The sequence below is a fragment of the Cutibacterium acnes genome (genome assembly GCF_003030305.1).
Taxonomy (GTDB): Bacteria; Actinomycetota; Actinomycetes; order Propionibacteriales; family Propionibacteriaceae; genus Cutibacterium; species Cutibacterium acnes.
The window spans coordinates 1,398,742-1,419,951 of the sequence record NZ_CP023676.1 but is presented as its reverse complement, the minus strand read 5'-3'; the positions used below and the strand labels follow the sequence as shown (position 1 = coordinate 1,419,951).

General features: G+C 59.1%; 11 protein-coding genes. 4 read left to right on the top strand and 7 right to left on the bottom strand.

What is annotated here, in order from left to right; genetic code table 11:
* Positions 1-38: 38 nt before the first annotated feature.
* Together CPA42_RS07115 and CPA42_RS07110 are read right to left on the bottom strand one after the other, a co-directional pair.
* Positions 39-1,550 carry an amino acid permease gene (locus tag CPA42_RS07115; protein ID WP_002516416.1) on the bottom strand — a complete coding sequence of 504 codons (1,512 nt, stop codon included), beginning with the start codon at positions 1,548-1,550 and terminating at the stop codon, positions 39-41.
* 138 nt (positions 1,551-1,688) lie between these two features.
* On the bottom strand, positions 1,689-3,383 hold the full coding sequence (locus CPA42_RS07110) for a DEAD/DEAH box helicase (protein WP_002525465.1): 1,695 nt from the start codon (positions 3,381-3,383) through the stop codon (positions 1,689-1,691).
* Positions 3,384-3,513: 130 nt separating this feature from the next.
* On the opposite strand from CPA42_RS07110, the gene CPA42_RS07105 reads away from it, so the two are divergent.
* Positions 3,514-4,080 carry a hypothetical protein gene (locus CPA42_RS07105; protein WP_002519434.1) on the top strand — a complete coding sequence of 189 codons (567 nt, stop codon included), beginning with the start codon at positions 3,514-3,516 and terminating at the stop codon, positions 4,078-4,080.
* 40 nt (positions 4,081-4,120) lie between these two features.
* Here the strand turns inward: CPA42_RS07105 and CPA42_RS07100 are convergent, their stop codons facing one another.
* Together CPA42_RS07100 and CPA42_RS07095 are read right to left on the bottom strand one after the other, a co-directional pair.
* Positions 4,121-4,348: a DUF3107 domain-containing protein gene (locus CPA42_RS07100; protein WP_002516412.1), complete on the bottom strand. Its 228-nt coding sequence runs from the start codon at positions 4,346-4,348 to the stop codon at positions 4,121-4,123.
* A gap of 21 nt (positions 4,349-4,369) precedes the next feature.
* Positions 4,370-5,227 carry a PP2C family protein-serine/threonine phosphatase gene (locus CPA42_RS07095; protein WP_002516413.1) on the bottom strand — a complete coding sequence of 286 codons (858 nt, stop codon included), beginning with the start codon at positions 5,225-5,227 and terminating at the stop codon, positions 4,370-4,372.
* 267 nt (positions 5,228-5,494) lie between these two features.
* Here CPA42_RS07095 and CPA42_RS07090 point away from each other — a divergent pair, with 267 nt between their 5' ends.
* The 3 genes from CPA42_RS07090 to nudC are packed head-to-tail and all read left to right on the top strand — an operon-like array spanning position 5,495 to position 12,834.
* A complete protein-coding gene (locus CPA42_RS07090) occupies positions 5,495-8,680 on the top strand; it encodes an ATP-dependent helicase (RefSeq protein WP_002519435.1) in 3,186 nt (1,061 codons plus the stop codon).
* Positions 8,677-11,895, top strand: a complete 3,219-nt coding sequence (locus CPA42_RS07085; protein WP_002516422.1) for an ATP-dependent DNA helicase — start codon at positions 8,677-8,679, stop codon at positions 11,893-11,895. The genes CPA42_RS07090 and CPA42_RS07085 overlap by 4 nt, the downstream gene beginning before the upstream one ends.
* A gap of 36 nt (positions 11,896-11,931) precedes the next feature.
* Complete coding sequence (gene nudC / locus CPA42_RS07080) at positions 11,932-12,834, top strand: NAD(+) diphosphatase (RefSeq protein WP_024513569.1); 903 nt, start codon at positions 11,932-11,934, stop codon at positions 12,832-12,834.
* Between the two features lie 30 nt (positions 12,835-12,864).
* On the opposite strand, the gene recD is transcribed toward nudC, so the two are convergent.
* Genes recD through CPA42_RS07065 form a run of 3 tightly spaced genes read right to left on the bottom strand, consistent with a single transcriptional unit; the run spans position 12,865 to position 21,126 of the window.
* Positions 12,865-14,751 (bottom strand): exodeoxyribonuclease V subunit alpha, encoded by a 1,887-nt coding sequence (gene recD / locus CPA42_RS07075; RefSeq protein ID WP_002516385.1) that lies wholly within the window; start codon positions 14,749-14,751, stop codon positions 12,865-12,867.
* Entirely contained in the window at positions 14,744-17,980 is a 3,237-nt protein-coding gene (locus CPA42_RS07070; protein WP_002516406.1) for a UvrD-helicase domain-containing protein, read from the bottom strand. The genes recD and CPA42_RS07070 overlap by 8 nt, the downstream gene beginning before the upstream one ends.
* On the bottom strand, positions 17,977-21,126 hold the full coding sequence (locus tag CPA42_RS07065; RefSeq protein WP_002516399.1) for an exodeoxyribonuclease V subunit gamma: 3,150 nt from the start codon (positions 21,124-21,126) through the stop codon (positions 17,977-17,979). The genes CPA42_RS07070 and CPA42_RS07065 overlap by 4 nt, the downstream gene beginning before the upstream one ends.
* Between the last annotated feature and the right edge of the window lie 84 nt (positions 21,127-21,210).

Genomic DNA, 21,210 nt, shown 5'->3' with positions numbered 1-21,210 from the left:
GCACCAGTGTGCCAGCAGCCTCATGGTGTGGGACCTCGTCAAAAAGTGATGTCTTCCTGGGCGTTGAGCTCGGGATGGCGCGCCTTGTTGCGTTTAACGGCTGGCCAGGCGACGAGCATAACGGCGATGTACACCAGGGATGCAGCCAGTACAATTCGGTTCTGGGGATCGAGCACCATGAGGGCCGTCACCCCGGCCAAGCTGACGATTCCGAAGATACCCGTAATTGGGTAACCCGGCATATGGAAACCCGAATCTGTGATCCGACCCTCATTCACTTGTCGGCGCAACACCAACTGGCACCAGAAGATCGTCGCCCACGTCCAGATGACACCGACCGCAGCCGTGTTAATGGATATCTCGAAGGCACGCTCGGGAACGACGTACTCGAGTCCCACCCCCAGTAGGAAAACGCTGGCGGTCATAAGGATGCCACCGGAGGGTGTCTTGAATCGGTTGAGAGTACCCGCGAATTTTGGAGCTTCTCCCGCGGCCGCCAGCGATTTGAGGACTCGACCCGTCGCATACAGCCCGGAGTTCACTGAGGAGAACGCAGCGGTGATGACGACGATATTCATGGCGTCGCCTATCCATCCCACTCCCATGGCCGAGAATGCCGTAACGAAGGGCGATTCATCGGCGGAGTATTCCTTATACGGTAGCAACATGGCCAGCAAGGCCAAGGACCCTAGGTAGAACACAACGAGCCGGAAGACAACCGCATGGACGGCTTTGGGGATAACTTTGCGGGGATTCTGCGTCTCCCCGGAGGCGGTGCCCACTAACTCGATGGTGGCATAGGCGAAGATGACGCCTTGGATGACCAGGATGAGGGGCAGAACCCCCTGTGGGGCGAATCCGCCGTCGAATCTCCATAGGTTCGACACCGCCGCTCGGTGCCCACCGACGTTGACATGGGAGGCCACTAGGCCGATGGCCACGATGATAAACGCTGTCAAAGCCACAACCTTGAGCAACGCCGCCCAGAACTCGAATTCTCCGAATGCCTTAACACTGATGAGATTGACCGACACGAGGATCATCAAGGCGACAAGTGAGGGTACCCACATCAACAGGCTGGGCCACCAGAATTGCAGATAGGTACCGATGGCGGTCAACTCAGCGATGCCCGATGTCATCCAGTTCAGCATGTACATCCAGCCAACGGCATAGGCCCAGCGATCGCCAAGAAGTTCCCGGGCATAGGACACAAAAGAACCACTAGAGGGGCGGTGAATGACCAACTCGCCGAGCGCTCGCATGACGAGGAAGGCGATGACCGCGCAGAACGCGTAGGAGATGAGGACCGCTGGTCCGGCACTGCGCAGGCGGCTCCCTGCTCCAAGAAAGAGACCGACCCCGATCGCCCCGCCAATCGCCATCATCTGGACCTGGCGATTGGTCAGGGTCTCGGCATAACCTTGGTCGCCGCGATCGACGATCGGTTGGATCTCTTCAATTGTGGCGGCTCGGGGATCGTCACGGGTCGCGGTGACCTTGGGGCCTTGCGGATTGCCCTCGTGTGATCGCTGGGTTGTATGGGTCATCATCGACCTTCCAGTACGACTGATTAGGCTGCACGTGGTGTTCCGGTGAACCGGAAACGCCGCGCATTTTGTTCAGTGTAGGGGGTGATGCGGTCACTCCGTGGGCATCTGCCCGCACAAATTGTGGATCAGACGTGATCGTTACAGCCTGTTTGATGGTCGGTTGTGCAGGGCATTCCGGGCGCGTCGGTGTCTCGGCCGCGCCTCGCGCGGGCCGGCGACTATATCGTGATGGTTGCTGTTTGCTGCGTGTCGGTTTTGGTTTGCTTTCTGGTGAGGTGGCTGGGCCACGGGGTTGGGTGAGGAGCCCCTGACTACTTTGCCGTTGCGGCGGCGAATGCGCTTTCGCCGCGCTTTATCTCCATCCTTGGAAGCATCACGGGAGTGCCGCCGTGTGGCCTTCTCGTGGTGGGAGCCATCGTGGCCGTGGCGATGCTGTCGCCGTTTCTTCTCGGTAGCGGCCTTCTCAGGATCGATGATCTGTCCCTGAGCGTCCTCGGGTATGTCGAGATCGGTGTAGAGGTGGGGGGAGGTGGAATAAGTTTCGACTGGCTCGGACAGCTCGAGGTTGAGGGCCTTGTTGATGAGCTTCCAGCGGGTGACGTCAGCCCAATCTACGAGGGTGACGGCGAGGCCTTTGGCACCCGCGCGGCCGGTGCGACCAATGCGGTGGACGTATGTTTTCTCGTCTTCGGGACATTCATGGTTGATGACGTGGGACACCCCGGTGACGTCAATGCCACGGGCAGCGACATCGGTCGCCACCAGGATGGTCGCCTCGCCATGACGGAATTTCTTGAGCGCCTTTTCACGCGCGACCTGCGTGAGATCACCGTGGATGGCGCGGGTTTTGAAACCGCGGTCGTCGAGGTCGTCAGAAAGCCGCTGGCATGCACGCTTGGTGCGGCAGAAGATAATGACCTTTTCGACGTCGTTGGCCTGCAGAATGCGTCCAATGATCTCAATCTTGTCGAGGGGATGGGCCTGGTATACAAACTGCTGGGTGTCGGGCACCGTGGTCTGGGTGTCGGCTCCTTCGGCGCGGACGTGCACCGGACGACGCAGTTGGGACCGGGCTAGGGCCATAATCGGGGCCGGCATAGTGGCCGAAAACAGCATCGTCTGGCGAGAGGCTGGAGTGCGTCCGATGAGATTCTCGACGTCAGGCAGGAAGCCGAGATCGAGCATCTCGTCGGCCTCGTCAAGGACGACGATGCGCTCATGGGACAGATCGAGGTCCTTGCGCTGGGATAGGTCAAGAAGGCGTCCAGGAGTACCGACGACAACATCGACCCCCGCTTTAAGTGCGTCAATCTGCGACTCATAACCAACCCCACCGTAGACGGTAAGGACGCGTGTGCCGCGGACAGAAGCGGCAGTGGAGATGTCTTTAGACACTTGGAGAGCTAGCTCCCGGGTAGGGCACATCACGAGTGCTTGGGGCTTGCCTTTGGTGGTGAGTTCTTCCCAACCTTCGTCACCGGGCAGGGTGATGCGCTGCAAGATGGTGATGCCGAAGGCGAGTGTTTTGCCAGTGCCAGTACGCGCCTGCCCAATAAGATCCGTGCCCTCGACGGCAATCGGGATCGACATGGCCTGGATCGGAAACGGGGAGACAATTCCCACCCCTTCCAGCGCCTGGCAGATATCTTCTCGGACGCCGAGGTCGGCGAAGGAGGTGGGAACGGAAACAGTAGTCTCGGTCAGTGTCTTGGCCTCTTCGTGCGTGGGCCCGTCAAGGCCCGGTGTCGTTCTTGTGACGTCGTTTAATGCCACGTCTGGTGTGGACCAGCGAAGATACGCGTTCGACACACCATCAATCATTTTACCTCTCATGCCATCAACCCTCTAACCTGATGGGGTGAGCGTCGACGACACGAACCCCAGCCACACCGCCGTTGCGACGATTTTTTGGTCTGTCTCGGCATCTTGCGCCCTGCATGGATTCTCGGCGATAGTTTCCGGCATGGCGTTAGCTCCCGGGCTTGCGGAACGGTTCCTCATCGTTGATCGCAGCGCCGAAATCCAGCGCATTCTGGCGGAGGTTAGGACGCGGCTCGCAGACCGCGAAACCCTCGCTGAGGTCGAGCCTCTCATCGGCTCGGTGGAGGAATACGTTCCCGCCCAGGACTGGTCGCAGGTCCTGTTGCGCGACCACATCGTGGTAAGCCTTATTTCCGACTTCCTGGATCGAGTTGAGCCAAATCTTGAGCTCCAGCTTCGTCCTAGAGGTGGGTCCTTTGGCCCGTGGTTGGGACGAAGTACTGGAAACCGGGTGAGGTGGGACGCCGCGATGCGCCAGGTCCTCGCAGCGCATCAAGACAAGTCTGGTGACTCTCTTTTTGCTCGGCGGCTTGTAGGTGAGGTGTTGTCAGTGGCCCAACGACTCTTTGCTCGACATCAGAGCCTCACCTCTGCACTGACTCAGGCTGGCGGCGGTGAATTCGATGATCTTGATATCATCAATGAAGTGATGGCCGGCGTACTTGGCGCCCACGATCAGCGCATGATTGAACTTGGCTTGGAGCCCTAAGGACGCTCCGAAAGCTCCCACAGCTTCGTCGTGACTTAGGTCAGAGGGTTCCGAACCCCACTTGACGGCTATTGGGCTGGCCCAAATCGAGGTAGGCAATTCCATGAGCCGGAATGAGGACCTTGCGGCCTTTGGCATCAGTCAGAGTGAGGACGGCGTTCGGCTGAGCCAGACTCTCCCTGAGTTGCTGCTCGATGGTCTCGGCGCTCTCCTGAGCATCGATGCTGACTTCGCGCGCGGCGTTGACGATACCGATCTTAATCTCCATGAGTACCAACCTACCGTCGGATCAAGAATCCCGGCGCCACAGAGCCACCGTAATATTGTCATGACCGCCGCAATTATTGGCGTAGGCGATAAGTCCGTCGGCCACGCCTGCCGGAGAAGCGTGGCCGTGGTCATCAGTGTGCGCTTTACTGACGGGGTCGGCCATAAGCCGGGCGAAATCGCCGGCATCCGGTACGTGGTTCCATAATCCGTCGCTGCACACCAATAGCCATCCAGATTGCTGAGGTTTATAGGCCATGACACGAGGCGCAACGTCGGTAGCCGATGCGCCGATCCATTTTGTGATGGCATGAGCACCTATCCCCCTCTCGGCCTCTTCCCGAGACAATCCCAGGTCCATTTGGGCCTGGGCCATCGAATCATCAATCGAGAGGCGAATGGGGTCGCCGTCATCAGGGAACCAGTATGTACGAGTGTCGCCAATATTGCCGACGACAATGCGATCGTGGGTAGCAACTGCTGCAGCGAGTGTGCACGCACCGATCGGACCCGATCCACTGACTACCGCCTCATGGGCTTTCTGAAAGGTGCGTTCGAACAAGGTGACGGTGTCGTCATCGTTGATCGGCAGGCCCTGGTCCATTGTTGCCGCGAGGTAGTCACGCGCAGTGTGGGAGGCGACCCTGGCGCATTCCTCGGCTCCCTCAGTCGAGGACACGCCATCAGCGACGACAAGGACAATGTGATGTCCTGACCCGTCGATACCGAGCGCTGCGGCATCCTGATTGGTCTCGTGACGCAGCCCAATATGTGACGCACACGCGACATCTCCACGCGCTGCAGCTGCGTCAGTGAGGTCCACTCGTAAGGTGGCGGCGGTACCGGGTGTCACGGTGTAGGACTGGTCCGACTTGTTCATGAAAGTCCTCAGGCTGAGCGGGTGTTTTCCGCGTGGACCCTGGGGTCACGAATCGTGCTCACTTTGGTCGTGTGCCAGTGGTGGATGGACATCTACCGGCACGTCCATAGTGAGCTATTCGGCGCGCGGATGTGCCTCATCCGTATGAGGCAACAACTCCACTTTTTCATATCGCAGGCAGCTGCGGCTAGGAAATGACTCCTGACGACGCTGTTCTGTGTCATCAGCATCGGGCTTCGCTACCCCCTGTCGGAGGCATGTGGTGGCATGTGTGTCATGCATGGTTGGGATGGCCTCCAGACTCGAGTGCTTGTCGATGACGCCGGTACGGTTCTCGTCATGGGCGGGCCGGGCACGGGGCGGACGAGCGTATGCCTCGAAATTGCGGCGCGGCACGTTGCCTTTGGGGGGCGGTTGTCTGAAGTCTTGGTGTTGGCACAGACCAGACCGTCGGCCCAGGCGTTACGTACAGCGCTTGTTCGTCGACTCGGAGGTGCTCACCTAGACCCTCAGGTTATGACGGTCCACGCTCTCGCTCGTCGTATCGTCGCCTCCCCGTCGAAGCGGTTGCTCACGGCACCGGAACAGGAGTTTCGGATGAGGGAACTGCTCGCGGCGCGAGACATGTCTGACTGGCCGGAGGAGTTACGTACTTGTGCTGGTACGGCTCAGTTTGCCTCTGATGTCCGGGTGATGGCGTCGCGTCTGCGGCAGGAAGGATGTGATCCGCAGGATTTGACTGAGGCAGGAACCGCATCGGGGGTGCCCGAATGGCGCGTGTTGGGGCCCTTCCTGGCCGACTATTTGGATGTTCTCGATTTGGAGGGGTCACTCGATTATGCCGAGGCTGTTCATCGGGCTCGGATTGCGTTAACTCGGCCGGGAGCTGATGTCGAGGTGCGATCACGGATCAAACTTCTGATCTGTGACGACCTGACGGAATGCGACCCGTCCCAAGTTCGTCTCCTTGCTCAGATCGCGCGATGCCACGTCCCCTGTGTATTGACTGCGGATCCCGACCAGACGATCTATGGGTTCCGCGGCGCAGTGGCGGAAAGGCTTGACGAGGTTATCGACGAGTTCCCTGACGTGTCGGTCCACCACCTGACAACGAATTATCGCAACAGTCAGCACATCGCTGAGGTTGTCGAGAGCTTGCGAACGGGGATGCCTGTGATGCCCTCATCGAGTCGGTTACGTCGCCGTGCTAATCACAGCACCTCCACTGAGGCAGGAACGGTGGCCGCGCTGCGAGCCCCTAGTATCACGCGATTGGTGAGAAAGATTGCCGGCACACTTCGTCATGCCCGCGTCGCTGATGGTGTGGCGTGGCGGAGTATGGCAGTGGTCACACGCCACGGCGGTGAGCTGGACGTGATTGCGACGATACTTGCCGCCGAGGGTATTCCGGTTCTGAGGTCGCGTGATGAATACGCGCTGTCGGATATCTACGCCGTTACGCATATCTTGAATGCGTTGGAGATGGCAGTGGCTCTGGCATCGGGGGCACAGCCCAGTGCTCGAGACGTTGCAACACTGCTGTCGAATCCGCTAGCTGGGATCGATCGCAGTGTTATTCATCGGTTAGAAACCTGGTGTCGGCTGGTGCGCGGCGTCGATGTCGACTGGGCGCTGCTAAAGGAGCTCGGTGCTGATCCGACGATCACGGCAGCTGGGAAGTCCGAGCGAACTGACGACGCTAGTCGATCCGAGGATGCCAGTACGGCAGAACTCGACACCGTATGCGAAGTGTACTCAGTGCCTCCAGGCTTACGGGCTCTCGCTCAGCCGCTAGCCGTGATGACTCAGCGGGTGCAACGTGCTGCGGATCTCTTGCGCTCTGGTGCTACGTGTCATGAAGCGTTGTGGGCTTTATGGCAGGGTAGTTCGTGGGCGGCGTCATTGCGTAGTCGAGCCGTGGCAGGAGATTCGACTGCTAACCGTGATCTGGATGGTTTGTGCTCTCTTTTTGACATGGCCGAGAGTGCTCAAACGATGGCGGGAATTGCAGGAGGCCAGCGTCTCATCGAAGTAGTGCGGCAGGAACAGATCCCAGCTGACCGAGCACGTGAATCCGATGAGGACCGTGATGGGGTGAACGTTGTGACGGCCCACCGCATTAAAGGTCGCGAATTCGACGTCGTTACCGTGTGTGGTCTCGAAGAAGGTAATTGGCCTGCTGGTAACCACACAGGGTCCCTTGTTCGCGCAGACCGCTGGTCTCCCGACGGCCTCGTAGCGGCGCCTGGATGGTCAGAAAACCTTCGGGCTGAAACGAGGCTATTACTCGTGGCATGTTCACGGGCGCGTCACCAGCTGCTGTTGTGTTCGGTCGACTCTGCTGAGGAGGGGAAACGCCCATCGGGGCTGGTCGCCGGACTTTCCCACATCGAGGACAATGCGGATTCGCTCAGTTTTACTAGCCTCACTGAACTCGTCGGCGAGCTGCGTCGAGTCATTGCTGATGAGTCTGAATCGCCGGGAGTTCGAGCCGAGGCTCAAGCACTACTTGATGATTTGCGCAACGAGGAGCATCACGGACGGCGATTGGTGCCACAAGCTGACCCGGCGACCTGGTGGCGCCAAGGGGTACCTCGCCAGGCCGACATGGCCGGGGAGATAGAGCTCAGCGCGTCCCATATCGGGGAATTGCTCACTTGCCCGAGACGATGGTTTATGACCCGCCGTGCCGGTGCCAGCAGCGGATCAGCGCTTCGGGCAAGTATTGGCTCTCTTGTACACCGGATCTGTGCGGGAAACATGGACCAGTGGTCACTACCTGAGGCCCTGGCCGAATTGGAAGCCGCATGGCCTGAAATCGAGTTGTCGGCAGAATGGCAGCGCAGCGCGGAACTTGCGGATGCGAAAGCAGCTGTGCAGCGCTTTGACGGGTGGTTGCAGTTACGTAACCGTCAGCTCATCGGAACTGAGGTGCGGGTCGACGGCACGATCACGGTGCCTTCCGGAACAGCACGAGTGCGGGGCAGCATCGATCGGCTCGAGCGCGACGCAGAAGGTGCGTATTACGTGGTGGATCTCAAAACGGGGACCAGCCAGAGCGATGAGATAAAACAATCTCACCGACTACAAATTGGTGTGTACCAAGCTGTCGTTGCATCTGGGGGAGTCGAAGCCATAGGTCCGGCGTCGGTGAGCGGCGCGGAATTAGTACATCTTCGGATTGGCGCAGGTATAGGCCAAGCAAATCCGAAAGTCGATTATCAGAGTGGTCTTGTTGATGTGCCTTGGCCTGACGAAGCCGAGCCTGTTGACGGCTGTTGTAACTGGGTCGAAGCCAGCGTCGATAAGGCATTGAGAATTGTTACATCGGGCGAGTATCCCGCAATTGCGAATAGGGGCTGCGGTCACTGTCCCGCTCGAGCAGGATGCCCCGCGCTGGTACCGATGGATCCGGCGACTGTCGGTTCTGACCGACGAAGGAATGTCCCATGACGAGCTTGATTGGTAACGCCCCGGTTGATGGCGTCGACGTGGCAGCGCTGCTAGGCATCCCCATTTCCGCCGAGCAGGAGCGAGCAGTTCAGGCGCCACTCAAACCCTGTGCGGTGATAGCTGGAGCAGGCACGGGTAAGACGACGGTGATGGCCGCTCGCGTGGTGTGGTTGGTTGCCAGCAGACTGGTAAGCCCGGAGGAAATCCTCGGGTTGACATTTACCAACAAGGCGACTGCGGAATTATCCGAGCGCATTGAATCCAACCTCACTCGGGTGGGCCTGTTGACGTCAGAGCAGCCCCGTCCGACAGTGGCGACCTATGACAGTTTTGCGGGGACACTGGTAAACGATTACGGAGCCTGGGACGGTATTAGCACGGGGGCACATCTCATAACTGGTGCCAGGGCTTACCAGCTCGCGGCGGAGGTCGTCATGGGACTTGACAAGGCTCCGCTGGCCGCTACCCATATGGGGCCAACGTTCATAGCCCAAGCTGTAGTGAAACTGGCTGGAGCCATGGCCTCACACGATGCGAGTCCGGGCAAGGTCAGGAGAGCTGATGCCCGGTGGCGCCAGATGCTCCTTGCCGCTCCGACAAAAAGGGGAGGGGATAGATACGCTGATATCGATAAATGGCTCTCGCGAGTCGATGAACGCGAAGAACTCCTTGATCTTGTTGCCGCCTATCAGAATCTCAAGAAAGAACGCGGATTGGTCGAGTTTGGCGACCGTATGGTTCAAGCCCTCCACCTAGTAACTCATCACCCGCGAGTGGGGGAGGAACTGAGAGCCAGATACCGTGTTGTTCTCCTCGACGAGTATCAAGATACATCGTCGGCCCAGGCTGATGTGCTTGCTGCCCTATTTTCGGGTCCGGACTCAGCTCATGGCATGGGCCACCCAGTGATGGCTGTCGGCGATCCGCTTCAGGCCATTTACGAATGGCGTGGCGCGGCCGCCAGTAACATCTTAGAATTTCACCGGCGCTTTCCGAATAAGGAAGGGACGCCAGCCCAGGTGCTCTCTCTCGCAACCAACCGCAGATGCGCCGATCAGATTATCAATGCGGCGAACGTAGCGTCAGAAGAGTTGCGACAAACGCTGTCGTCAGCGGTGGAGTCTGGCGATCATGACCCTGCTGACGATCGGGCTGAGGTGGCAGTTGGGCAGCCGCTTGTCGCGCCCGAGGGGAATCGACGTGGCGAGGTCACGGTGGCCGCATATCCTGACTGGGTTAAGGAATGTCAGGCGTGCGCCGATATCTTGGTGGAAGCCAAGGAACGTGGCACCATCGCACGCTGGTCTGATGCCGCAATCCTTGTTCGACGTAATTCAGACGTGGCCGACCTCTACGACTCCCTTACTGCTCGTGATGTCCCGGTGCGATTTGCGAACTTGTCTGGATTGCTTCGACTCCCGGACATTGCCATGGTGGTCGCTCATCTTCGGGTGTTGGTGGATCGTCAGGATGATGCGGCGATGGCGACTCTACTTGCCGCACCACGTCTTGGACTCAGTACGGATGATCTGGCGATGGTGTATCGGCGCGCCCGCGCTCTGGCGAAAGCTCGGGCCAAGGACGATGGGCTAGACCTCGATGATGTCGAGATCCACCTCTCTGACGCTGTGATGGAAGGACGACCCGGTGGTCATGAACGACTGCAGTGTGCCCTGAAACGGGTATGTGCCGAGATCGTCGAGGTTGACGCGCACCGGGCGGATAGCCCCGATGACTTGGTTCTGCGCATTGAGGCCATTACAGGACTCGTCGACGATATGGCTGCTGACGACCCGCACCGGAGTGCAGCACGGCGAGGTCACCTGGATGCGCTGTGGAATGCGATACGTGAGGCTCGTCGCAGCGATCCCACTATGACGATCGCAGGAATCGTCACTTGGTTGGCGGCTGAAGAAGATGTTGGCGACGGGCTTCCCCGAGCCGCTACCGACGATCGCGACGCTGTAACGGTGTCGACAGTTCATGGAGCCAAAGGCCTGGAATGGCCGTTAGTCATCATCCCCGACATGGCTCAAGGTGTATTTCCGTCAACGTCGACTCCAGACAACTTCACCTCGGAGGCTGCTGTCCTGCCTTCCTTCGCTAGAGGAGATGCCAGCGACATTAGCCATCCACTATCGGGAAGTGTCGTCGATACTAAAGCGTACGTAGCGGCGCTCAAGGAGGATTCACAGTGGGCGGAGGCTCGACTCGCCTATGTGGCCCTTACCCGTGCCAAAGAACGATTGGTGGTGTCGTGGCATCAATGGCGCCCACGCCGCAAGGGTAGTTTAGGGCCAGGTCGATATGCAGACCTTCTCGCCGACATGCTTGGAACGGTGTGGCCGGACTTTGGTGAGCGTCCTGACGACGATATCCAGGCTGGCACGCCCTGGCCTGTGTTCGCTAAGGATGTGGGTCACGGCCTCATCGACAACACATCCCGGTCCGTTGATGATCCTGGACAGGCTGATCGGGTGAAGGCGTGGCGGACTGACGCTGATACTCTGCTCAAAGATGCGAGACGACACATCGATCTGCAGGATGAGGTGGCGCTTCCACCGCGCCTGACTACCTCGCAGATCGTGAGGCTCCACGCCAATCCGCAGGCGTTCCGGGACGATTTGCGCCGCCCAATGCCTCGACCAGCTGACAGAGGAGCTGGAATTGGTACAGCATTCCATGAGTGGGTGAGCCAACGGCTCGCGCCTGCAGAACCGATCCCGCTGTTTGATGCCGAGGAAATTGCGGAGCTTGACGAGGAGAGCATTACACAGGAGGCTGTCGCAGTTGAGCCTAGTGGTGCCGAGAACCGTGCGCTGCGGAGCCTTTGCCAAGCCTTTGAAGAGAGTCGCTGGGCGGGCGCCACTGTACTGGCAGTAGAGAAATCCTTTGTTATGACGATCGGTCAGACGGTCGTGCGTGGTCGTCTTGACGCCGTTGTCGCTGATCCGGATCACCCCGGAGATGAGCTCGTCATTGATTGGAAGACCTCACCACCACGCTCAGCAGACCCGCTCCAGCTATCCATCTACCGGTTGGCGTGGGCGCAGGCGAGGGGGATTGATCCGTCGAGGGTGCGGGCGGTGTTCCATCATGTTGGCGCAAATGAGACTATTAGCGCCGAACCTCTCTTAGATGCGGACCAGGTAGCAGCTATTTTGACGGCATCGTCTTCCGGGAACAGGCCGACGAAGAATGCGTCTGACGCGTGATAATCGGATGGTTCATAACGGGTATAAAGTGGCCGCGTGAATAGGATCAGTGATTCCCGCATCTTCGGGCGGCCTTTATTAGACCGCTGCCATGCTGATCGGAACGATGATAAGGCAAATCGGGCTAGGTGGGATGATCCGGCTGCCCCGTTGTTGCTCATTGATCCCTACGACAAGGTTGTCATGGCTCATGACAGGGTGGTCGCGGTTCCCACTGAGGGTGAGCGCGACGATCAGCACGACCTACTGCTTGGTGTCGTCGACGGGGTGCCTTGGTTTACCCGTCGTACCAATGAGCCACGTCCGGAGGCTCGGAGTGTGCGCGCGGTTGATCTTGTCCCGGTTGATCGGGAACTCGTCATGTCGGCGGTGGCAGCGCTGGCTTGGCATGAGAGCAACCCGTTATGCCCACGATGTGGGCAGTCCACCCGCGTTACGAGCGGTGGGCCGGCCCGAGTCTGTCCCCAGGGCCATTACGTATTCCCGCGTACAGACCCGGCCATCATTACCGCAGTACTTGACGACGAGGACCGCATCGTGCTTGCCCGTCAACGTTCCTGGGAACCGCATCGTAGGTCGGTATTGGCGGGATTCGTCGAAACTGGCGAACCAGCAGAGCATGCTGTGGTACGTGAGGTTGCCGAGGAAACAACTCTGACGATCACCTCGGCCTGCTATATAGGGTCGCAGGCATGGCCGTTCCCCCGATCGCTCATGTTCGGCTACGTAGCTCGGGCGACCGGAACCATCGATGTCGGCCACGACGAGCTAGCGGAGGCTAGTTTTCTCAGCCGTCAAGAAGTATCCGGCCAAGTTAATGCTGGGCGTCTCCAGTTGCCACCGACTCTGTCCATAGCAAGAGCCCTTATTGACGCGTGGTTAGAACACCGACTTCCGGAGCCAGAGAGCGGGTTTGACTTATCGGCCCCACTGAGGTGATAGCCCATCGACCTTGAGACTCCGGTCTCATCAGGAAGTGCGACTTTCTTCCCACCGGCGCTGAATCCCAGAACGTCGATCATTAGCCCGGTCAATCGCCCTCTCCACAGACTCCCTTGTGCCCACCACAGTGAGGTGTTCACGTGCACGCGTGATGGCGGTATAGAGCAACTCACGAGAGAGGAGGGGCGAGTCGGGTGGTGGCAGGACCACCGTTACGTCCGTGAATTGGCTGCCCTGCGCTTTGTGAATCGTCATCGCCTGTAAGGGTTGCAGCGATGGGATGAGGGAACAGGGCAACCGTCTGGGGACTCCACCGGGTCCCGGTAGAGCTATCGTGGGGACGGGCCTTGTTTCAACGATGACCCCGCAATCGCCGTTATTGACTCCCAATTGTGCGAGGTTATGCGTTACTATTGCAGTTTCGCCGAGAACCCACCGGCCTTGGCCAACACCAGGCAACACATCTGAAAGTACAGTAACCATGCGCTGAGACCACTCGTCTACCCCGTATGGCCCCTCTCGGTGAGCGCACAACAACCGGTGGGCATCGACGAGTTTGAGAGCAGCAGCGTCGGCACTAGCCTGAGCAAGCTCAAGCATTCTTGCCCCGGTGCGTGCGATCACCTCCGCGACCGCCGGAAGGTCGGCCATGGTGATACTCGCCGGGTCAGCGTCGATCCACGTAATACTGCGACGACCACTGATCGTCGCGATGCTATCGGGGGAAGGAGAGTCATGTGTCACGCCAGCAGCTGTCGCCAATACGTCCAACGCAGTGCTCTTGTCTCCCTCGCGTACCGCCTCCGACAGCCGTGCGATATCTCCTCTCGAGCGGTGGTTACAGGTGAGGATCGTGACAGGAAGCTGCGCTTGGAGGGCATCAGCCGACGAAACGATGTCGGCCAGGACACTACCGGCGTCCACCGAGACAAGCTGCCCTGGGTCCCCGACGAGAATTAGACGAGTTTGAGGCCCGATTGCAGAGAGGAGGCTAGCGGCCAGAGGCAGAGAAAGCATTGATGCTTCGTCAACGACGACGACTCCGAACGGAAGCTTGTGTTGCTCGTCATATCCGAATGAGGTTCCCGGCCCCTGCCATTTCAGCAGTGAGTGGACGGTAGTTGCGTCAGCAACAATCGGTTTCAGGTCATCGGGCATTCGCTCTGAAACTTGCGAAACTGAGTCACGCAAGCGTGCCGCTGCTTTGCCGCTGGGAGCCGCAAGGGCCACGGCTCCAAGATGAGGGTCAGCCTGTTGCAAGGCAGCTAGGAGGGCGCATACCGTAGTTGTCTTGCCGGTTCCGGGGCCACCTGCAAGCACACTAACTCGGTGCATAATTGCGGCGATGGCAGCATCAGCTTGAGCTGGATCCAACATAATTCCGGATGCTGCTAAGGCATTACTGATGCTGGAAACAACATCGTCGGCCGACACTGGGCCTTGGCTTGGCGGATCCGCAGCGAGGGTAGCGAGATCGCGGGCGACATCATGCTCAGCTTGCCAATATTTCTCTAGGTAGACCAGGCCATCATCAAGCCGAGCCGGCAACCGGTTGAGCGGATCATCACGGCCAGCAATGACGGGACTGGCCTCTAGCGTGGACAGCCACTCGCCTGGAGGTGGCCATTCCAATTCCGCGAATAGGGCTGCCTGGTCGCTGGTTTCGATGTCTGGAATTGCCGGATCAAGGATTTGCTGGCGGACGACGTTTGCGATTTCATGTGGGTCCCAGAACACGGACCCGCGCCGAAGCTCACGGCATGATAAAGCGATGGCGAGGCTGACATCGCAGTTGCTCTCGCCACCGATGCGGCACACTAGATTGGCTAAATGGATGTCGCTGGCCTCGAGGACTCCGGCTCGGGCGAAGGGCTCGAGCCGACTTCCTGCTGCTACCGGGACGAGGTCAGTCATGGAGACCTCCCAATCGCTCGCTGATCGCCTCAATGAGTTCAGGCCTCGGATGCCAGGTAAAAACTCCGTCAGGCATGTCACCGTCGGGTACTGGACGATCAGCCATACCTCGAACAAAAAGGTAGCCGATGGGGCCGAGATGGGTTGCGGGGTCGTATCCAGGCAGACTTGATGCCAGGAATCGATGCAAGGCTGCCGAATACAACAATCCTTGCAGCGGGTAGTGAGAACTGAACATCATGGTCCTCATCGTGTGTGCGTCATACATATGAGGACTGAGCTTGTGGACTCCAGGAATTCGGTTCGTCTTGTAATCGACAACTAGATGACGACCATCGGGTCGCCTTAAGACCGCATCGATCGAACCGGTGAGAAAGCCGCGTAGCGCCTGGTCGCCATTGGGGATATGGGCCAATATTTCGCCGTAGCCGCTGATGGGATCGTCGGGTGGCACCAGACTCGGATCGCAGAGGAGGGACGCTAGGTCTGTCATGGTGGTCGATCGTCCGGACTGGGCCATGGCAAGTTCGAAATTCATCTCAGCCAGTCGATCCGCCGGGGAAAAATCTGCCAAGGTCATGCCCGGGGCCAAGGGTCCGAGATCACTGTGAAGAACCTGCTCCAAACTGGTGGCGAGTTCGGATGGCGGGACGTCTGGTAAGGGCGACATTCGAAGGGCTCTGCGGGTGATTGAGAGTACCTCGCTGGAGAGGTCGATGGCCGCGGTGTCGATGTACTCAAGGACCGTGTGAACCAGGGTGCCGAAGGAGGTTCCTCCGGGTAACCCACACAGACCGGGGGCTGTGTCATCGACGGTCTCGTCGTCAACGGGTTCATCGATGAGGCCGTCAGTCATAGGTTCTGACACGGCTGCGTGGAGGTTGGCCGTCAGTCCTGAATATGAGGTTCGGGCAAACGCGGTGTCGAGTGGTCGCGTCAGCGTCCTAGGGACAACGCAGGCACGAGGCTGGGCGCTGACCGACCGGGTAAGGAGTTTCTGGTTAGCAGGCGCTATTACTGTCGCAATCGGTCCGGAGTTGAGCCAGGGGAGAGTTCCGGGGTCGGTCCCGGCAACGCCTGAGCCGAGCTCGCCCGTCGTGCGGTCCATCTCGACAAGGCGTTGGAAGGCGGACCATCGATGACGCAGAGGACAAGGGGACCACCATAGTCGTACAGCAGATCGGGCGCGGGTGAGGGCGACGTACAGCAAGCGAAGGTTCTCGCCCCGCTCGTCCTCTTCGTGGCTCTCGATTGCTATGGAACGATCGGTTCCCTGCGAACTGATGTCCAACACGCGCCGTTGCCCGTCGTGCCACACGATCGGACCATTGATGCTCTGCTTCGGCGCCCATCCATTGGTGATGTCAGGCAATAACACGACGGGGAATCCCAGACCCTTTGCCTCATGGATGGTCATGATGATGACAGCCTGTTGGTCACTATCAAGGCGACGGGGTTCGTCGTCGCCTGCCAGTTGCTGTTGCTCGCGGATCCACGCTGCGGTTGCCGTCGCCGTCAACCTTCCTTCACAGGCCGCAATATGCGCCTTTTGCGCCACCTGACGTAGATCGGTGACGTATCGCTCACCACCTGCCATGCTTACCAGACGCACCAGCACACCGGGGCGATGAAGGGCAGCCTCAACCGTTCCCCATACCCCCGTCATCGTCCAGGTACTCGACCAGCGAGCCAGGTCAATAGCCAGGTCAGAGCGCACCCGCGAATCGGATGCTGCCAAATCGGCTGGCGTTGCACCGATGAGGTCAGACAGGCACAATCTGGTCCGCAGCCTTTCATCGGTATTCTCGAGAGCCTCGAGCAAGGTTATAAGATCTTCAGCCGCCTGAGACGACCACACCGGTGAAGCACCAGAGAACACTGCAGGCTGATGGGCCTGTGATAGCGCTGTCGCAAGTTCGGCACCCCTGCGACGTGTTCGCACCAGGATCGCGATGTCGGTGGGGCGAAGTGGCCTTAACCCGTCGCCATCTTGAACGACCGTTCCGCCCTCGAGCATCATGATTACCTGATTAACGAGGTCTTCAGTGACGAACTGATCGGAGGTGGCTGTGTTGAGCTGCGCGCCGGCAGGAGCTTGGAGGCAGCGGATCTGGAAGGGTTGAGACCAGTGGTAGCGCGGTCCATCGGTGGCCGCTGTCTTAATTCGAGATTCCTGATGATGGGCCGTCACTAACTCCATTGAGATATCGTGGCCCAACTGAGCGTTGCTAAAGAGGGTATTAACGGCCTCGACAATGGGCTTATCAGTTCGGTAGTTGACGTCAAGATGAAGGACATGGCTGGCAGATTGGGCCGCGTCTTGATAAGCGTGGATGTCAGCCCCTCGGAAGGCGTAGATCGACTGTTTTGGGTCGCCGATCAGCCAAAGGTTGCTGTGGCCGTGGAAGGCTCGCCGCAGTATCTCCCATTGCAGGGGATCAGTGTCTTGGAACTCGTCAACCATGACGAGTCCAAACCGATGAGCAAGCGTTGCGCAAGCTAACGGGCCACGGTATGGGTCACGAAGAGCCTTGACAAGATCGCCAATAAGGTCGTCAAAAGTATGAACCGACCGCGATTTGGAGCGTCTCCGGACGTCTTCTCGTACTGATAAGGCCCACAGCACGTCTTGCACAGGCGTGTCTGCATCGTCCTTGGAGAAGATCGGAACCTCGCCGTATTTCACCGCGACATCTCGAGATAGCTCGCGTTTGTCGCGCACTGAGGGCGGTCGGTCACAGTCGAGATACTGTGCCAGGTAGTGGTCATCGGATACCTCGGTTGCTAGGGGGGCAAGATCAGTCATCAGCACTGAGGACGGGTCATGGTCTGATAACACTCCCAACTCCACAAGCATTCGGGACGCGAACTCATGGGTGGTGGTGATAACCGCCCTGTCGAAGTTATCGAGAGCAGACTCCACTCGTGTGAGTCCTGCCTGGCCACATCGGATAAGCGACCAATCGCAGGGGTCAGAGGGTTCCCGGGCGCCTGCTAGTAGCAAACGGGTGTTGACAAGGCGTTCGTAGACTCGTCCGCGCAGCTCGCGGGCAGCTGATCGGTTGAAGGTCACCAGGAGAAGGTTCTCCATGTGAACCAGACCAGTCGCGATAGCTTTCGCGCACACCGCCGAGATGGTCCATGTCTTTCCAGTCCCGGCACTTGCTGCCAGCAGGACGGTTCCTTGTGGCAGTGGTTGAGTGATGTCAAAGGAGGTGTTGGTGGTCATGCCCTCCTCCCCGAATTCGAAAACTGTGCCATCGTCGATGGTGAAGACCCAGCCCCTCTCAACGCCTGCTTAATCGGATCGAAAAGCCATTCGGAAAGTTCCGTCAAGGTGGTACCTAACTCATGGCAGCAGGCGATGAGCTCACCCACATCGGTTCCCAAAAATGCCGCCCAGTTTGGATCCCATTCTCGCGACCACTGCACTTGGAGGGCGCTGGCTCCGGTGCGATAGTCGTTATGCGCCATGGGGGACAACTCGACGAGCGCGTGTGCCAATTTCACAGGCAACGGGATGAGTTGCTGGTTGCTCCACCAGGCGACTCGGGCGAGCCCAGCCAGGATGTCGCGAGCATGATCCGGCGCTGGGGAAGCCATCCGCAGGACGTCGCCGTTCGGGACCAGGACTCCAAACCATCCGGGTTCGTCAGTGGCGACGGTCACAGCGAGCAGATCGACCCACAGGTCGAGGAGCGGTCTAGCATTCGCCCGGGATGCGACAGCGTGGACAATCTGATGGTTCCTCACACCGACTCGACCATGCAGGTGAACTGGGTGCATGGGATCGACAATGAGTTCGTCAGGCCATAGCAATGGGGGGCTGTTACCCTCATCGAGATCGAAGTCAATTTCGATGAACTGCTCGTCTTGGTCGCCACGGAGCCGATTGGCCCTCTGACAAATCTGCATCGCGTCCTCAGCCAATTTGGTGACGATGTGCTGGCCCAGGTGCCCTGGAGGAGTAGAGCCGCGGAGCCGTTCAGCATTGATGGCGTCGTCTAGCAGAAAACCGTGTTCCAGGTCAGCCAGGATCCGGGAACGTATCCAGTATTTGTCTAATGAGCTTGGTGCCAGTGGCAGGTCGACCGGAAGGTCAGTAGATCTTTCATTAGCTGGTGCACCAGCACGGGCTCGCAAGAGCGTCCGTGCCGGGTGAGACAGGGCGAGAGTGAGGTCGATAAGGGACATCCGGGATTCAGGCAACTTGGCTACCGGGGGCAATACGACACGATGGGGTCGAGGCTGTGATCCAGGATGACACCCTGCCGCTGCGGCCGCGGTGTTGTCGAATCCACTCCAAGCGGTATCACTGTGATGAGAGAATTCATCGGCAGAGAATGGTTGCAAACCGTGTTTAACGCAACGCGGTGTTGCGGACTGCGCCTTGAGAGCTTGAGAGAGGGTTCTCGTAAAGGGGCCCGGCAGCACGGTGAGGTTGCTCACAGGGCTGCGCGCCTGCCTCACGACGACCAGGAGGGTTCTGGCTGACAGAGCGACGTCGAGAAGGTCTTGTCGTGCTTTAGCAGCCGGATCGAGGTTTTCATCTCGCAAGCCTTGAAGGAGATCGGCATGAACAGCTTCTTGGTCGGGGTCGACGACAATCACGACTTCGTGGTCGACGGGGGTAAGCTCACCCGGACGGCACACCTGAATTGATCCATCGAACCAGCTGTGCCGCCCACGATGGATGCCTGAGAGCCAGTTGAGGAGGTCAATGATCTCCTGGCGATCAAACTCTCTGTCTTCTGCGACCCCTTCCAGACCTGTCAGCAGGGCAAGAGTCTGTAGCGCCGATCGAGGAGCGTCTGCGGGAGCGGCAGCAAGGTTGTCAACGATCTGGCTGACCCGGCGTTTCCAGGTGGCAATCGGTGCAGGTGTTTCAGTGTCGAGGAACGCCTTGCGCATTCGGGATACGAGTTCAGCGAGTTTCCCGACGAGGGGGATTGTTGTCGATCCGACGTCAGTAATCGGCGTCACTGTCCCCAGATAAGTTGGTGGTGTAGACGACATCGCGATGGCGAGAATCATCCTTTCGATGCCAGCCAGCCAGGTCGATTGTTTGATCCGGCCCAGCCCTGCCTTGTCCCTTGCGGCAGGGTCAACTCCCCACCGGATATCGGCCTGGCTCACCAGCCGTTCAATCGCCTCCTGGTCGTCATCGGAGAATCCGAATCGAGTCTGCACCGCAGGCATGGCGCACAGACTGAGTAAGTCTTGTCCCGTGGCACGTGAGGAGGCCAGGCCCAAGATGGTCGTTACCGCTTCAGTGACGGGATTAACATGCTCGCGTTGCGGAGGGGTCGTGAACCGCAACTGATGTGCAGGGTGATCGATATCTGCCAAAGTCCCAGCGGAAAGAAGGTGGGCGGTGTCCTGGCGCCCGCAACATATGACGACGATGTCCCTGGGTTCCAAGGTTGGGTAGTCGGCGAGAGCTGCGCATACAACATCACGCACTACTTCGGCCTGACGATCAACTCCGTGGCATTGGTGTATTTCGACTGTTGGCAGCTCTTTGCGGTGGGTAACCGCGCTTTGCGCTGTACAGATCGATGACGATGTCCATCGCGCGGTCGTGGCAGAGCGCGCCCGGTCAAAGGTCCGCCACGGATCCGCACCACTAATGCCATGATCGAGATGGACGATGGTGACGTCGTGTGAGGCCGACAACGCTTCCGCCAAGCTGACGTCGTGCTGAGCCGTGGTCGTCGATGAAAACCACACGATCGGCGGTTCAGATCGTGACTGAGTGAGTATCGCGTCGACGAGGAGCTGGTGTCGGCTCACGGGGTCCGGAACATGGCATGGTTCGGCAAGAAGGGTACGCCACAGCGGGGCCCACCACGCGCGGGCGGGATCCAGGGGGTCACCCGCAAGGTCAGTATCACCCTGGTGAGTTGTGGGGGTGGCACCGTCGGCCCAGGCATTCAAGACGTCGTGAGAGTCGCGAGCTAGCGCGCAGATCGCGTCTGCAGCTTGTCGTGCAGTTGTCCATGTTGCACGCGGCACTCCTTGCCGACGGCTGGCTTCCAGATGGGCTGAAACAACCTCAAAACCGGGGGAATTGTTCTCAATGACGCGGCATATACGCAGGGCCAGGGACCCGGGCTGCCACGGATCGTTTTCCCGCTTGACTCCCAGGAGATCTTCCTCGAGTCGTTCTCGTAGGCCCAGCGGCGTTGTTGTATCGATACCGGCGGCGATTCCATGACGGCGGGCAAGGGATTGCAGCAAAGATCGAGACTGAGCATTGCCAGGAGCAACCAGAATCGGCCGGACGAATGGATCGGTGGTGGGCTCCGACAAAGCTGCTACGACGGCGTCACTGACGCAGCGCCAGGAATGGAAGACCTTCACCACACCGGCCATCGACGCACCTCCTCGTGATAGCTCGGCCTTCTGCCGAACTGATTAATCAGTTTAGTGGCGAGTCATGACAAGTTGACGAGTCAG